16 protein-coding genes and 1 tRNA gene are annotated in these 12,247 nt (G+C 51.1%); 7 read left to right on the top strand and 10 right to left on the bottom strand.

Annotated features, from left to right (window positions below):
* The first annotated feature begins 207 nt into the window (after window positions 1-207).
* Window positions 208-1,347, top strand: a complete 1,140-nt coding sequence (gene mdoC, locus OTG14_RS04115; RefSeq protein WP_024908993.1) for a glucans biosynthesis protein MdoC — start codon at window positions 208-210, stop codon at window positions 1,345-1,347.
* Between the two features lie 33 nt (window positions 1,348-1,380).
* Here the strand turns inward: mdoC and ymdB are convergent, their stop codons facing one another.
* The 5 genes from ymdB to csgB all read right to left on the bottom strand — a co-directional run bounded on the left by ymdB (window position 1,381) and on the right by csgB (window position 3,858).
* Window positions 1,381-1,923, bottom strand: coding sequence for an O-acetyl-ADP-ribose deacetylase (gene ymdB / locus OTG14_RS04110; RefSeq protein WP_267214620.1), 543 nt, complete (start codon window positions 1,921-1,923; stop codon window positions 1,381-1,383).
* A gap of 106 nt (window positions 1,924-2,029) precedes the next feature.
* A complete protein-coding gene (locus tag OTG14_RS04105; RefSeq protein ID WP_048991547.1) occupies window positions 2,030-2,350 on the bottom strand; it encodes a type 1 fimbrial protein in 321 nt (106 codons plus the stop codon).
* A 164-nt stretch (window positions 2,351-2,514) separates the two neighbouring features.
* Window positions 2,515-2,847: a curli assembly chaperone CsgC gene (gene csgC, locus OTG14_RS04100; RefSeq protein ID WP_267214619.1), complete on the bottom strand. Its 333-nt coding sequence runs from the start codon at window positions 2,845-2,847 to the stop codon at window positions 2,515-2,517.
* 61 nt (window positions 2,848-2,908) lie between these two features.
* On the bottom strand, window positions 2,909-3,361 hold the full coding sequence (gene csgA, locus OTG14_RS04095) for a curli major subunit CsgA (protein WP_267214618.1): 453 nt from the start codon (window positions 3,359-3,361) through the stop codon (window positions 2,909-2,911).
* 41 nt (window positions 3,362-3,402) lie between these two features.
* Entirely contained in the window at window positions 3,403-3,858 is a 456-nt protein-coding gene (gene csgB / locus OTG14_RS04090) for a curli minor subunit CsgB (RefSeq protein ID WP_048991544.1), read from the bottom strand.
* A gap of 743 nt (window positions 3,859-4,601) precedes the next feature.
* Here csgB and csgD point away from each other — a divergent pair.
* The 4 genes from csgD to csgG are packed head-to-tail and all read left to right on the top strand — an operon-like array spanning window position 4,602 to window position 6,943.
* The gene (gene csgD, locus OTG14_RS04085; RefSeq protein ID WP_090417387.1) at window positions 4,602-5,252 is read left to right on the top strand and encodes a biofilm master transcriptional regulator CsgD; all 651 of its coding nucleotides are present in this window, start codon (window positions 4,602-4,604) and stop codon (window positions 5,250-5,252) included.
* A gap of 4 nt (window positions 5,253-5,256) precedes the next feature.
* Entirely contained in the window at window positions 5,257-5,646 is a 390-nt protein-coding gene (gene csgE, locus OTG14_RS04080) for a curli production assembly/transport protein CsgE (protein ID WP_048991542.1), read from the top strand.
* Window positions 5,647-5,669: 23 nt separating this feature from the next.
* The gene (gene csgF, locus OTG14_RS04075) at window positions 5,670-6,083 is read left to right on the top strand and encodes a curli production assembly/transport protein CsgF (protein WP_023311106.1); all 414 of its coding nucleotides are present in this window, start codon (window positions 5,670-5,672) and stop codon (window positions 6,081-6,083) included.
* Between the two features lie 26 nt (window positions 6,084-6,109).
* Window positions 6,110-6,943 carry a curli production assembly/transport protein CsgG gene (gene csgG, locus OTG14_RS04070; RefSeq protein ID WP_024908984.1) on the top strand — a complete coding sequence of 278 codons (834 nt, stop codon included), beginning with the start codon at window positions 6,110-6,112 and terminating at the stop codon, window positions 6,941-6,943.
* 43 nt (window positions 6,944-6,986) lie between these two features.
* Here csgG and OTG14_RS04065 read toward each other — a convergent pair whose 3' ends face one another.
* The 4 genes from OTG14_RS04065 to ghrA form a co-directional block, all read right to left on the bottom strand.
* Window positions 6,987-7,469, bottom strand: a complete 483-nt coding sequence (locus OTG14_RS04065) for a DUF1097 domain-containing protein (RefSeq protein WP_139210879.1) — start codon at window positions 7,467-7,469, stop codon at window positions 6,987-6,989.
* Window positions 7,470-7,565: 96 nt separating this feature from the next.
* Complete coding sequence (locus tag OTG14_RS04060) at window positions 7,566-8,120, bottom strand: TorD/DmsD family molecular chaperone (RefSeq protein WP_029740002.1); 555 nt, start codon at window positions 8,118-8,120, stop codon at window positions 7,566-7,568.
* 21 nt (window positions 8,121-8,141) lie between these two features.
* A complete protein-coding gene (locus OTG14_RS04055) occupies window positions 8,142-8,879 on the bottom strand; it encodes a phosphatase (protein ID WP_024908981.1) in 738 nt (245 codons plus the stop codon).
* An 84-nt stretch (window positions 8,880-8,963) separates the two neighbouring features.
* Window positions 8,964-9,902: a glyoxylate/hydroxypyruvate reductase GhrA gene (gene ghrA, locus OTG14_RS04050; RefSeq protein WP_267214617.1), complete on the bottom strand. Its 939-nt coding sequence runs from the start codon at window positions 9,900-9,902 to the stop codon at window positions 8,964-8,966.
* Between the two features lie 232 nt (window positions 9,903-10,134).
* On the opposite strand from ghrA, the gene OTG14_RS04045 reads away from it, so the two are divergent.
* Window positions 10,135-10,222: transfer RNA gene (locus tag OTG14_RS04045), tRNA-Ser, on the top strand.
* A gap of 132 nt (window positions 10,223-10,354) precedes the next feature.
* Here OTG14_RS04045 and OTG14_RS04040 read toward each other — a convergent pair.
* Entirely contained in the window at window positions 10,355-11,260 is a 906-nt protein-coding gene (locus tag OTG14_RS04040; RefSeq protein ID WP_024908979.1) for a LysR family transcriptional regulator, read from the bottom strand.
* Between the two features lie 109 nt (window positions 11,261-11,369).
* On the opposite strand from OTG14_RS04040, the gene OTG14_RS04035 reads away from it, so the two are divergent.
* Window positions 11,370-12,230, top strand: a complete 861-nt coding sequence (locus OTG14_RS04035; protein WP_267214616.1) for a pirin family protein — start codon at window positions 11,370-11,372, stop codon at window positions 12,228-12,230.
* Window positions 12,231-12,247 lie beyond the last annotated feature (17 nt).

Genomic DNA, 12,247 nt, shown 5'->3' with positions numbered 1-12,247 from the left:
TTTTAATGGAAACTCAGGCAATCCGACAACATTATCACTGCTTTGTTCAGCTGCTGGCTCAGGGATTAAGCAAATGAAAGAACCCGCTATTCACTTTGCGTGCTTATCCTGGAGACAGGGTGTCGGTCTTGGTGTAGGGTTGCCTTCGAATGTAACCATTATGAGTCTTAGGGATAAGACGAAAAGTCTGAGAATGCACAACGTTATATGAGCACAACACCAACAGAACGTGAATATTTCCTCGACTCGATCCGGGCATGGCTGATGCTATTGGGGATCCCCTTTCACATTTCACTGATTTACTCCAGCCACACCTGGCACGTGAATAGCCAGATGCCCTCCTGGTGGCTGACGCTGTTTAATGACTTTATTCACGCCTTCCGTATGCAGGTGTTTTTTGTCATATCCGGCTATTTCTCTTACATGCTGTTTCTGCGATACCCGCTCAAGCGCTGGTGGAAAGTGCGCGTAGAGCGCGTGGGGATCCCCATGCTGACCGCCATTCCGTTGCTGACGCTGCCCCAGTTCATTATGTTGCAGTACGTGAAGGGTAAAGCGGAGAACTGGCCGAATCTGACACTGTATGAAAAGTACAATACGCTAGTCTGGGAGCTGGTATCCCACCTGTGGTTCCTGCTGGTCCTGGTGGTGCTCACCACGGTGAGTCTGTTGATTTTCAGCCGCCTGCGCCACCATCTAAGTACGAAAGCCGACGTCTTTTTCGCCAACGTTACGATGGGCAAACTGTCAGTGCTCTTCTTGCTGTTGGGGATTGCCTATGCCGCTGTGCGACGGACCCTGCTTATCGTCTACCCGCCGATTTTGAGCGACGGGTTATTTAATTTTGTGGTGATGCAGTCGCTGTTCTACATTCCCTTCTTTTTAATCGGCGCGCTGGCGTTTATTCATCCGAAGCTTAAATCGCTGTTTGTCACCCCGTCACCGTGGTGCGCACTGGGAGCCACTCTCGCGTTCGCGGCCTATCTGCTAAATCAGCGCTACGGGAGCGGCGACGCCTGGATGTATGAAACGGAAAGCGTGATCACGATGCTGTTGGGCCTGTGGATGGTGAACGTAGTATTCGCGTTGGGCCACCGTTTGCTGAACTTTAAGTCTCACCGCGTGACCTACTTCGTTAATGCTTCGCTGTTTATCTATCTGGTGCATCACCCGTTGACGCTTTTCTTCGGAGCTTACATCACACCGCACATCGCCTCCAACACGCTGGGCTTCTTTACCGGGCTGGTGTTCGTTGTGGGGGTGGCGATCGTACTCTACGAAATCCATCTGCGGATCCCGCTGCTGCGTTTCCTCTTTTCAGGAAAACCGCAGGCGAAAGCCTCTTAGAACACGCGGCGCACCGGATGCGCCGCGTTTGCTTCAGCTTTCCAGCTCTTGTCTGCGCTGAGTTAGCAGCCGCTGATAAAGATGCGTGGTGTCGTCGTCGAAACAGACAAAAATCACCTTCTCCGGCAGCGGTTTTAACGACAGGTAGCGGTAAACGGTTTCTACGGCGATCGTTGCGGCGGCGGCCTTAGGGTAACCATACACGCCGGTGCTGATGGCCGGGAACGCCATCGTTTTATAGCCGTTGTCGGCGGCCAGCCGCAAACAGTTCCGGTAAGCCTCTTCCAGAATACTCGCTTCGTGCTGGTGCCCGCCATGCCAGACGGGCCCTACGGCATGAATAACCGCTCTGGCAGGCAGATTGCCCGCAAGCGTAATCACCGCGTGACCGGGAGGACATTCGCCCTGCTGTTGCCGCACGGTTTTACAGGCTTCCAGCAGCTGCGGTCCGGCAGCCCGGTGGATAGCCCCGTCCACGCCGCCTCCCCCCATCAGGGAGGGATTGGCCGCATTGACGATAACGTCGACGTGCATGGTCGTAATATCGCCATGAATAATGTCAATTTGCGGTTTCATAAAGCCCCTCTGCAACCCGCCTTTTTCTTAAGTGTATCGCAGAGGAGACCGGGAGAAAAAACTATCAGAAAAAATCCTCTTCCACCGCTGGGCGGGAGAGTGCGCATTAGCGATACTGGATTTCGACAACCGCGAGCGTTTTTTCAGGATTAAGGTATTTCATATTGAGCGTCGCCAGGTTTGAGTCACTCACTTTCCCGTTAAGCGCCTCTTCATAGCTCACCATACGCGTTTGCATACGGTTATTATCTGGACATGACATTGCAAACTGTTGCTTCTGGGGAGTGACTTCACAGGGGTCTGCGACAATGGCACCGCGAAAATGAATGACACCACCGTCAACAACTGTGGCCGAATAAGCCGGGATACTCAAAGCAGAAACGACCAGACCCAGACCTGCCGCGAGTCGAGCAAAATAGTTATTCATTATAGGTACTCCTCAATGAAAATCGTCCATGAGGGGTAAACGCGCTTCATTTATTACGGCAAACGAAGTCTCACGTTAAGGAACATAACGACCAGGTCCCTGATATCAGCATAGCTCAACGGCACAGACCCGCCACATTCGCAACGCATTGATTTCATGAATATTTAGATCGAACTTCCCGCCGGTGACCACTGTTGTGATAAATGAAGCGATTTTCCATCTGAAACGGTGACCACGATTTTTACCGTGTCTCCTGCGTTAATATTTAAACTCAGGCGCATTAATTCAATCGTCTGATTAGCGGGTATAAAAAGGGTATTTTGCTGTCGGGACGAACTTTGTCCCCCCTGCCCTTCCCGAACAGAAACAATTTGAACCTGACAATCACACGACTTCGCCAGAGTGACCTGCGGAATAATGGTGGTCATGTTTTCCTGCTGCGACGTTTTGAAGGTTATCTGGCTGGAAAGCGCGGCGAGTAGAATTAAGGTATTCATGATGAACTCCCGAAAAAAAACAGGGCTGATGCCCTGTTTTTTTGTAGCACAGATTTCAGTATCAGTACTGATGAGCTGTCGCGTGGTTACCAAAACCGATCTGGGTAACGTTAACAGTTGAGTTGGACGCAGTCTGGTCTACGAGTGCACCGTTAAAGCCGCCGGTCTGGCTAACATTCATGACGGATTTTTTACTGTTCCACTGATCAAGTGTCGCACTGTTGCCAAATCCTTTCTGGGTCAGGTTGATTTTACTGTCATCAGAACCCTGACCAACGTCAGCACCGTTACCGCCACCTTTCTGGCTAATATTCAGCACGGAATTTCTGGCGTCTGTCTGCAGAGCAACCGCGGAGTTACCGCCACCGTCCTGATAAATATTCAGGGTTGAATTAGGGCCACTGTATCCACCGTGACCATGTCCATGACCCCAACCACCCTGATTAATAGAACCCGCCATAGCACTACCAGAAACTACGATTGCTGCAAGTGCTGCCACTTTGATAAATTTCATGGTAAACCCCCATCGGATTGATTAAAGTCGTCGCGAAAGCGCTAATGTTGAATAACGTTAATAGCCATTTGCGACTGTTTCTGCACTACAACTGCGGTTTTCTGCGTACCGTACTGCGTAATATTTGCTCTATTACCCGACCCTTTCTGGATAATTTTCGCGCTATTACCGTATCCATCTTGCGTAATACCTGCATCATTCGCGTTACCGCTCTGATCGATCCAGGCTAAATTGTAACTCCCTGATTGATCAACCCTCGCTCTGTTGCCTGCCCCATCCTGGGAAACAATGGATAAGAGTCTTGAACCGTCCTGGCGAACCTCAGCGTTATTGAAAACGCCCCGTTGACCAATAATGGCTGCCTGATTTAGTGATGAAAGACTTAATTCGTTAACCGCAAAATTATATTCAGAATTTGCCAAATCTGAATTCGCTGCGGCTACAAATCCAGGCGCACCCAGTAATGTAAACATCATAATTAACGATGCGTTTTTCATGTTGTCACCCTGGACCTGGCTATTTAATCACTCCATGTTTAAACGACTCGTATTGTGTTAACGCGTCGTTACGGTGAAGAGTATGTCCGCTGAAACATTTTAAATATCTCACCCGCGTGGCTTATTTTTATTTATCGGGTCACCACAAAGTCGTAATTTACATCAAAAATCACTTTAATCAGGCCAGCTTATATTTTTTATTAAAAGTGTGTTGCGAAAGGGTTGTACAACGAGACGAAGGCTGTCCACGCTTCCTCCCGGGTTGTTTAAACGTAACGGCAGGAGAACATTTTTCCCATCGCGTGACACGGAGCTTCTTTTCTTAAGCCAGAAAGTCGCTCATTCGCGGGCTTAGAAATAATCTGAAACTCATACTTAATTAATGCTTTACAAAAATAGCAAATAACATTAAAAATCAAATAATTAAAAATATTTGTATGATTTTTAAAATCTGTGCACATCTATTTCTGTGTACAACTTTCTCATCAATTATTGCCATTGCAAACAACCTAATTTCACAAATTAATATTGATTTTTACATCCTGTTACATGTTTAACACTTGCTTTAAACTTCGTAAAAGCTAGATTGAAATTAGATGTACGAAATTGGTTTTATATTTACCTCCCTGTGGAGGTTATGGTCTGATTCTACACACAGCAGTGCAACATCTGTCAGTACTTCTGGTGTCCTCTTTTAAACAGGAGGACAGCTGTCAGGTGCCAAAATAAAGTGGGGTTTCATCATGTATAATGAAGTCCATAGTTTACATGGTCATACATTACTGTTGATCACAAAACCTTCTTTGCAAGCGACAGCATTATTACAACATTTAAAGCAATCTTTATCACTGAACGGGAAATTGCATAATATTCAACGTTCTTTTGATGATATTGCACCTGGCAGCATCATTCTTTTCGATATGATGGAAGCTGATAAAAAGCTTATCCATTACTGGCAGGATATTTTAAGCAGGAAAAACAATAATATCCGCGTGCTATTGTTGAATACGCCTGATGAATATCCTTTCAGAGATATTGAAAGCTGGCCGCATATCAATGGCGTGTTCTACGTCACGGAAGAAGAAGACCGGGTGGTAGAGGGGCTGCAAGGTATATTGCGCGGAGAGTGTTATTTTTCGCAAAAGCTTGCCAGCTATCTCATCACACACTCCGGAAATTATCGCTATAACAGCACAGAGTCAGCACTGCTCACGCACCGTGAGAAAGAGATCCTGAATAAGTTACGCATTGGTGCTTCAAATATTGAAATCGCCCGTTCGTTATTTATCAGCGAAAATACGGTAAAGACGCACCTTTATAATCTTTTCAAGAAGATAGCTGTGAAAAACCGAACTCAGGCGGTTTCGTGGGCAAACGATAACCTCAGGCGTTAATCACATGAAGCGCACGTTGAGTTGGATCGCCGCAGCGAGTTTCCTGCTCGCTGCTGGGAATCTGAAGGCCGTCGAGGTCGAAGTTCCCGGATTGTTAACAGACCACACTGTCTCATCGGTCGGGCACAGTTTTTACCGTGCCTTCAGCGACAAATGGGACAGTACCTACACGGGTAATATAACAATCAACGAGCGGCCCAGTGCACGATGGGGAAGTTGGATAACAATAACGGCTAATCAGTACGTTATTTATCAAACGTTTTTATTCCCGACCAAAATAGACTTCGATAAAAACGTAGTCTTAGCACTGGCACAATCAGAAGACGCTATTAATCGCCTGCAAATAGATAAAGCCCTATTAAGCACCAGCGATTTAGCAAAAGACGAGTTCTAGCGAACCGATATGCGGAGGCTGTCATGCGTATTGCATATGCAGTTGTTTCGATAATGCTGATCACACCCATCAGCTGGGCCGGAAACATGACGTTTCAGTTCCGTAACCCTAACTTTGGCGGTAACCCTAACAACGGTGCGTTCCTGCTGAATGAAGCTCAGGCGCAAAACTCCTATAAGGACCCAAGCTTAAAGGATTTTAGCATTGATACCCCATCCGCCCTGGACAACTTCACGCAGGCTATCCAGTCGCAGATTTTAGGCGGGTTATTGACCAACATTAATACCGGTAAACCCGGCCGAATGGTGACCAACGATTTTATCGTTGATATCGCCAACACGGACGGACAGCTTCAGCTGAACGTGACCGATCGTAAAACCGGAAGGATTTCCACCATTCAGGTTTCCGGTCTTCAAAGTAATTCAACTGACTTTTAAACAATAGCTAAATAAGGACAACGATCATGCAGCGCTTCCTGATATTTGTTGCAGTGTGCTTATTGAGCGGTTGTTTAACTGCTCCACCTAAAGAAGCTGCAAAACCAACATTAATGCCTCGGGCCCAGAGTTATCGTGATTTAACGCATTTACCTGCTCCAACGGGGAAAATATTTGTCTCCGTATACAATATTCAGGATGAAACCGGGCAATTCAAACCTTACCCGGCAAGTAACTTCTCCACGGCAGTGCCGCAGAGCGCCACCGCGATGCTGGTTACCGCGCTCAAGGATTCGCACTGGTTTATTCCGCTGGAACGTCAGGGTCTTCAGAACCTGTTGAATGAACGAAAAATCATTCGTGCCGCACAGGAAAATGGTACCGTCGCGGCCAATAACCGCACGCCTCTGGAATCTCTGGCGGCAGCGAACGTAATGATTGAAGGATCGATTATTGGTTACGAAAGTAACGTTAAATCGGGTGGTGCGGGCGCGCGGTACTTCGGTATCGGTGCGGATACCCAGTACCAGCTTGACCAGATCGCCGTTAACCTGCGTGTGGTCAACGTCAGTACAGGCGAAGTGCTCTCTTCGGTGAACACCAGCAAAACCATTCTGTCTTATGAAGTTCAGGCTGGGGTATTCCGCTTCATCGATTACCAGCGTTTACTGGAAGGTGAAATTGGCTACACCTCTAACGAGCCGGTCATGATGTGTCTGATGTCAGCCATTGAAACCGGCGTGATCTACTTAATCAACGACGGTATCGACCGCGGGCTGTGGGATCTGCAAAACAAAGCAGACGTGCAGAACCCGATACTGGTGAAATACCGCGATATGTCAGTCCCTCCGGAATCCTGACAGGAAGCGCATAAAAAAGGCGAGATGATTATCTCGCCTTTTTTTATTCACTCACTGCCGTGATGTTTTGCGCTTTTTCCCGCCGCGACGCCAGCCATAGGCCGCTGTTTTTCATGGCATAGCCAAACAGCAACCCCAGCGCCAGTGAAGGGACCACCAGCTTCCAGTCACCCTGCCCTGCAAAGGTCGCGCACGCCCCCATAAAGGTTCCCGGCACAAATGAAAGCAGCAGATGCTTAGCCTGGATGCACATTAAAAAGGCGACGACGCCCGTCATGATATACCCCAGCAACTCCAGATGCGGTGCCAGCGCGCTGCCTTTCATGATCACCAGCGCCCAGATAACGCCGCTCATTAGCGTGCAGCCTGAGATAAAGAGCCCTTTTACGCCCCCCTGCGGACAGGCGAAATAGGCGGTACAGCCGAGGAATCCGGCCCAGCTGAGCAATCCGAGAGACACGGCTACCCATCCCCAGAGCCCGGAGAGAATACCTGTCGTTATTGCGATACAAAGTAATATGTTCATGGCGCGCATCTTAGCAGAAGCGCACCATAGAAATGAGATCATCAGCACATTACATGCAAAATGAACTGATGAGTTGCAGAATTTATGTGACTTACATCACTCTTCGTTCTCTTCTTCCAGCTCATCCCACATTGCCGCGATAGCGTCGCGGGTCAGCGGCGCCAGCGTTCTCCAGAATGGCGAGGTGGCATGCGCTTCAACTTTACCCAGGAACGTCCCGACCCACGGCAGCAGGTACGTTTCGAACAAGGTTTCAATGGCTTCGTTCTCATCATCACCGGCGTTATCTTCAATCCAGGACGCTGCCAGCAGCAGCGTACCGATATGATCGGCTGGCGTATCGCTCAGCGGCATACCACGAGTGGAGAGGAAAGCACGGACTTCCGCTTCCGTCGCCCCTTCCTGCCAGGCAGAACGGTATGGCGAAACGCGGCACTCATCGCCGACAAACAGCGCATTGTAGTCGGTCGCAATCTGCTGCATGTCGCAGCTTTTTTGCAGACGTTCCAGTAAATCATCCTGTTCCAGCGGCCAGTTCTGCGCCAGTTTACCTTCACGAATTAACGTAAAAAGTGGCACCAGCAGCGGGTCTTGCGGCTGGCGATAATAGAGCGTACCCAGCACGCGGCAGAGGATGGAAAACTCGTTCATTTTTTTTATTCCATTACACAATTAAAGATCGGCAAATTCGGCAATCGGTTCCATTCCGCGCGACTCGAGGAAATCGAGCATGCGGCGTGGGGTCACGTTCAGGATTTGCGCTTCCGGGAAGTTAACATCATTCAGCACTTTCAGGCACTCGCTGAAATCACCCAGCGTAAACGCGGTATGAGAGTCTGAGCCCAACGCCACCATGCCACCCGCATCACGCACGGCGGCCGCCACGGCGCGACAGTTGTCTTCGCTGCCCTTACGCGAGTGAACAAAGGAGGAGTTATTAATCTCCAGCGCCACGCGGTGTTTTGCTGCCGCCTGCGCGACAGCCTGAATATCAATCGGATACTTCGGGTTACCGGGGTGGCTGATAATGTGCACATTGCCGCTGGCAATAGTGGCAATCATCGCCGCGGTGTTGGTCTCTTTATCCTGAGGCGGGAAAACCGGCTCATGAAAACCGGCGAGGATAAGGTCCAGAGACGTCAGCATCGGGCCGGTGCAGTCGATCTCACCGTCGATATTTTTGATGTTCGCCTCAATGCCGCGCAGTATCCCAATGCCGTCCACCAGACGTGGCCAGATCCGCATATTCACAAAATGCCAGTAGTGCGGGGCATCCGCCATGTCCGGACCATGATCGGTGATCGCGAACAGCTTAATACCTTTAAGCTTCGCCTGGGCGATATAATCATGGAGGTTGCTGTACGCGTGGGTGCTGGCGACGGTGTGCATATGCAGGTCAACGGGATACATCTCTTTCTCCTCTGCGGTTTTTCCAAAGGATAGCAGTTATCAGCGGCGAATATTAGCAAAAACCCGGCGAACGCCGGGTTTGTCTCAGTAGCCGCGCTGCCTGTCGACCTGCCCGGTGACCGCGTGACCCTTTTCCATTTCGCTGATGGTATGGGATATATAGGCCACCGCTTCTGCCGGACGCGTCACGGCAGCCACATGTGGCGTCATCGCGACGCGCGGGTGCTTCCACAGCGGGCTTTCCGCGGGTAGCGGTTCACGGCTATAGACATCCAGCATGGCGCCTTTTAGCTTTCCGTTGTCCAGGGCCTTCAGCAGATCGCCTTCCACAACATGGACTCCGCGCGCCAGGTTCATCAGGTAGCTCTGATCGACGAGCTGATTGAGCAAGGTTTCATTGATGATCCCTACCGTTTCCGCCGTGTTTGGCAGCAGGTTGATCAGCACGCGCGTGCCGTTCAGAAAGGCCGGAAGCTCATCCGTTCCGGCAAAACTCTCGACGCCCGGATAGTCCTTGCGACTACGGCTCCAGCAGCGCAGCGGGAAGCCCCATGGAGCGAGTGCTTCTGCCACTTTTGAGCCCAGCACGCCCGCACCGAGGATGCCGATCGTAAAGTCTTCGCGACGGTACTCAGGCAGCGGCTCCCAGTGGGCCTGCTGTTTAAAGGCCTGATAGTCATCAAAGCGGCGGAACCAGTGCAGTACCTGGCTGACGGCATATTCCTGCATTTGCTGGCCCATTCCGGTATCTTCGAGACGGAACAGCGGGATATTTTCAGGCAGCATTTCGGGATGCGCTTTCAGTTTACTGAGGATCGAATCAACACCCGCGCCCAGGGCGAAAACCGCCTTCAGCTTGCGGCCCTGCAGCATCTCAACCGGTGGATGCCAGACCAGCGCATAGTCGGCATGTTCATTATCGCCACGCTTCCACTCGCGAACGCGTGCGCCGGGTAACGCCGCCGTAAGCGCCTTGATCCAGTATGCCGTATCAAACGTGGGGTGATAGAAGAGTATATCCATAGTTATTCCTGCCTTTTATTGCGCTGTTTTGTTTTCATTTTCAAGTGGATTTCCAGCATAACAAATTTATCAGGAAACCGCGTTGCTGATAAAAGAGGCGCTTTGTGCACATTTAGGAATCAAGTTGCCTGAAGTTTGTCTAAATACGCTAAATTACTGAAAAAGTGAGTTGACGCCAGTTCGGCTTTTCCTTACATTAGCGCCCGTCCCGGCAACAACGGGATGACAATATGGTGAGGTGTCCGAGTGGCTGAAGGAGCACGCCTGGAAAGTGTGTATACGGCAACGTATCGGGGGTTCGAATCCCCCCCTCACCGCCATATTCGAGATGAGAGCTCGTACGAAAGTACGGGCTTTTTTCTTTTATATTCTCCGAAAGGAGGGATTCGAACCTTGAAACTCCCTGCGCTCTTTATGTCGGGTGGCGCTGCGCTTACCCGACCTACGAAAAGCTACTCTTCCACCATCTTCGCATACTCTTCAGTCAGAAAATCCACCAGCGTCCTGACCGACGGCAGCATGCCGCGCCGCGAAGGATAAACCGCGTGAATCACTTCCCGTCGGGGTTCCCACGCGTCCAGCACCCGTACCAGTTCCCCTGACGCAAGCTGATCCTTCACCATTAATATCGGCAACTGTACAACGCCCACGCCCGCCATCGCCGCTTCCCGCAGTGCCAGCATGTCGGTGGTAATAAAGCGCGGTGCGTAGTGGATCTCCGCTTTCGCCCCTTCTGGACCACTGAGCTCCCATTTATGCACCTGTTTACCGGCCCCCATACTTAATCCAGGCCATTCACTGAGCTCGGAAGGCATTCGCGGTTTACCCATACGTTCAATCAACTGCGGACTTGCCACCAGGCAATGCCCCCTGTCAGCCAGCACCCTTAAGACCAGATCGCTATCATCAAACGGACGCGGACGCACGCGGATAGCGACATCAATACCTTCGCCAACAAGATCGACCCGACGATTGGTGGCCTCAAGCTGGAGATTAATCCCGGGGTAGCGCGCCATAAACCGCGCCAGCATCGGTCCCACGTGGACGTGCAGTAACGTGACGGGACAGGTGATCCTGACGACGCCGCGCGGCTCAGCCTGCAGCGCAGCAACGGCCTCCTCTGCCGCTTCTGCTTCTATCAGCATTGCCTTACAGTGCTGATAGAAAGTGTGCCCCACTTCCGTCACCGTAAACTGCCGCGTCGTGCGCTGTATCAACCGTACGCCAAGCCGCTCCTCCAGCTGCGCGATCCTGCGGCTCAGTTTGGACTTGGGTTGGTCAAGCGCCCTTCCCGCCGCCGCAAACCCCCCGTAGTCCACCACCTTCACAAACCAGACGAAGTCATTGAGATCCTGCATAAGTCCTCATTGTTCTATTTTCGGAACAGTGAATGCCATTTTCACTATCTACCGGGATATTAACCCTGAATATAAGCTAATTACATCAACAGAACATCAGGAGTTAATCATGAAAAACGTAACAGGCATTTATACCGCTCCTCGTCAGCACTGGGTTGGCGATGGTTTCCCGGTCCGTTCAATGTTCTCTTATCAAACCCACGGCGAGCCGCTGAGTCCGTTCCTGCTGCTGGACTACGCAGGCCCGTACACCTTTCCGGCAGATGGTGCGAAACGCGGCGTAGGCCAGCACCCTCACCGGGGTTTTGAAACGGTCACTATCGTCTATTCCGGTGAAGTGGAGCATCGCGACTCCACGGGCAAAGGCGGCGTGATTGGCCCCGGCGACGTGCAGTGGATGACCGCAGGCGCAGGTATTTTGCACGAGGAGTTCCACTCCAGCGCGTTCTCGCAGAAAGGCGGAGAACTGAAAATGATGCAGCTTTGGGTCAACCTCCCTGCGAAAGACAAGATGGCCGCACCGGGCTACCAGAGCATCACGAAAGCCGACATCCCGGTGGTGACGCTGCCTGACAACGGTGGAACGCTGCGGGTCATTGCCGGTCGCTACGACACGGTTACCGGCCCGGCGCACACCTTCTCACCGCTCAACGTCTGGGACATCGCGCTGAACCAGGGAAGCCATCTGGCGCTCAATCAGCCCGAAGGCTGGAGCACCGCGCTGGTGGTGCTTGAGGGCAACATCACGGTGAACGGTACCACTCAGGCAGGTGAAGCCCAGCTGGTCGTACTGAGTCAGGAAGGCGACAAACTGCACCTTGAGGCAAGCAGCGATGCAAAAGTGCTGCTGATGGCCGGCGAGCCGCTGAATGAACCCATCGTGGGCTATGGCCCGTTTGTGATGAACAGTAAAAGCGAAATCAACGAAGCCATTCGTGATTTCAACTCCGGCCGCTTCGGCCAGATCTGAACGTAATAAAGGAGAAG

This window comes from Enterobacter pseudoroggenkampii, from assembly GCF_026420145.1.
Lineage (GTDB): Bacteria > Pseudomonadota > Gammaproteobacteria > Enterobacterales > Enterobacteriaceae > Enterobacter > Enterobacter pseudoroggenkampii.
This window is presented reverse-complemented; position numbering and strand designations above follow the sequence as displayed.

Excerpts from the sequence above, each read along its gene's own strand:
- OTG14_RS04065 (WP_139210879.1), bottom strand. The coding sequence starts at position 7,469 with ATGAACATATTACTTTGTATCGCAATAACGACAGGTATTCTCTCCGGG.
- mdoC (WP_024908993.1), top strand. The coding sequence starts at position 208 with ATGAGCACAACACCAACAGAACGTGAATATTTCCTCGACTCGATCCGG.
- csgC (WP_267214619.1), bottom strand. The coding sequence starts at position 2,847 with ATGAATACCTTAATTCTACTCGCCGCGCTTTCCAGCCAGATAACCTTC.
- csgA (WP_267214618.1), bottom strand. The coding sequence starts at position 3,361 with ATGAAATTTATCAAAGTGGCAGCACTTGCAGCAATCGTAGTTTCTGGT.
- csgF (WP_023311106.1), top strand. The coding sequence starts at position 5,670 with ATGCGTATTGCATATGCAGTTGTTTCGATAATGCTGATCACACCCATC.
- OTG14_RS04055 (WP_024908981.1), bottom strand. The coding sequence starts at position 8,879 with ATGTATCCCGTTGACCTGCATATGCACACCGTCGCCAGCACCCACGCG.
- OTG14_RS04105 (WP_048991547.1), bottom strand. The coding sequence starts at position 2,350 with ATGAATAACTATTTTGCTCGACTCGCGGCAGGTCTGGGTCTGGTCGTT.
- OTG14_RS04040 (WP_024908979.1), bottom strand. The coding sequence starts at position 11,260 with ATGCAGGATCTCAATGACTTCGTCTGGTTTGTGAAGGTGGTGGACTAC.
- csgG (WP_024908984.1), top strand. The coding sequence starts at position 6,110 with ATGCAGCGCTTCCTGATATTTGTTGCAGTGTGCTTATTGAGCGGTTGT.
- csgD (WP_090417387.1), top strand. The coding sequence starts at position 4,602 with ATGTATAATGAAGTCCATAGTTTACATGGTCATACATTACTGTTGATC.
- OTG14_RS04035 (WP_267214616.1), top strand. The coding sequence starts at position 11,370 with ATGAAAAACGTAACAGGCATTTATACCGCTCCTCGTCAGCACTGGGTT.
- csgE (WP_048991542.1), top strand. The coding sequence starts at position 5,257 with ATGAAGCGCACGTTGAGTTGGATCGCCGCAGCGAGTTTCCTGCTCGCT.
- OTG14_RS04060 (WP_029740002.1), bottom strand. The coding sequence starts at position 8,120 with ATGAACGAGTTTTCCATCCTCTGCCGCGTGCTGGGTACGCTCTATTAT.
- ghrA (WP_267214617.1), bottom strand. The coding sequence starts at position 9,902 with ATGGATATACTCTTCTATCACCCCACGTTTGATACGGCATACTGGATC.
- csgB (WP_048991544.1), bottom strand. The coding sequence starts at position 3,858 with ATGAAAAACGCATCGTTAATTATGATGTTTACATTACTGGGTGCGCCT.
- ymdB (WP_267214620.1), bottom strand. The coding sequence starts at position 1,923 with ATGAAACCGCAAATTGACATTATTCATGGCGATATTACGACCATGCAC.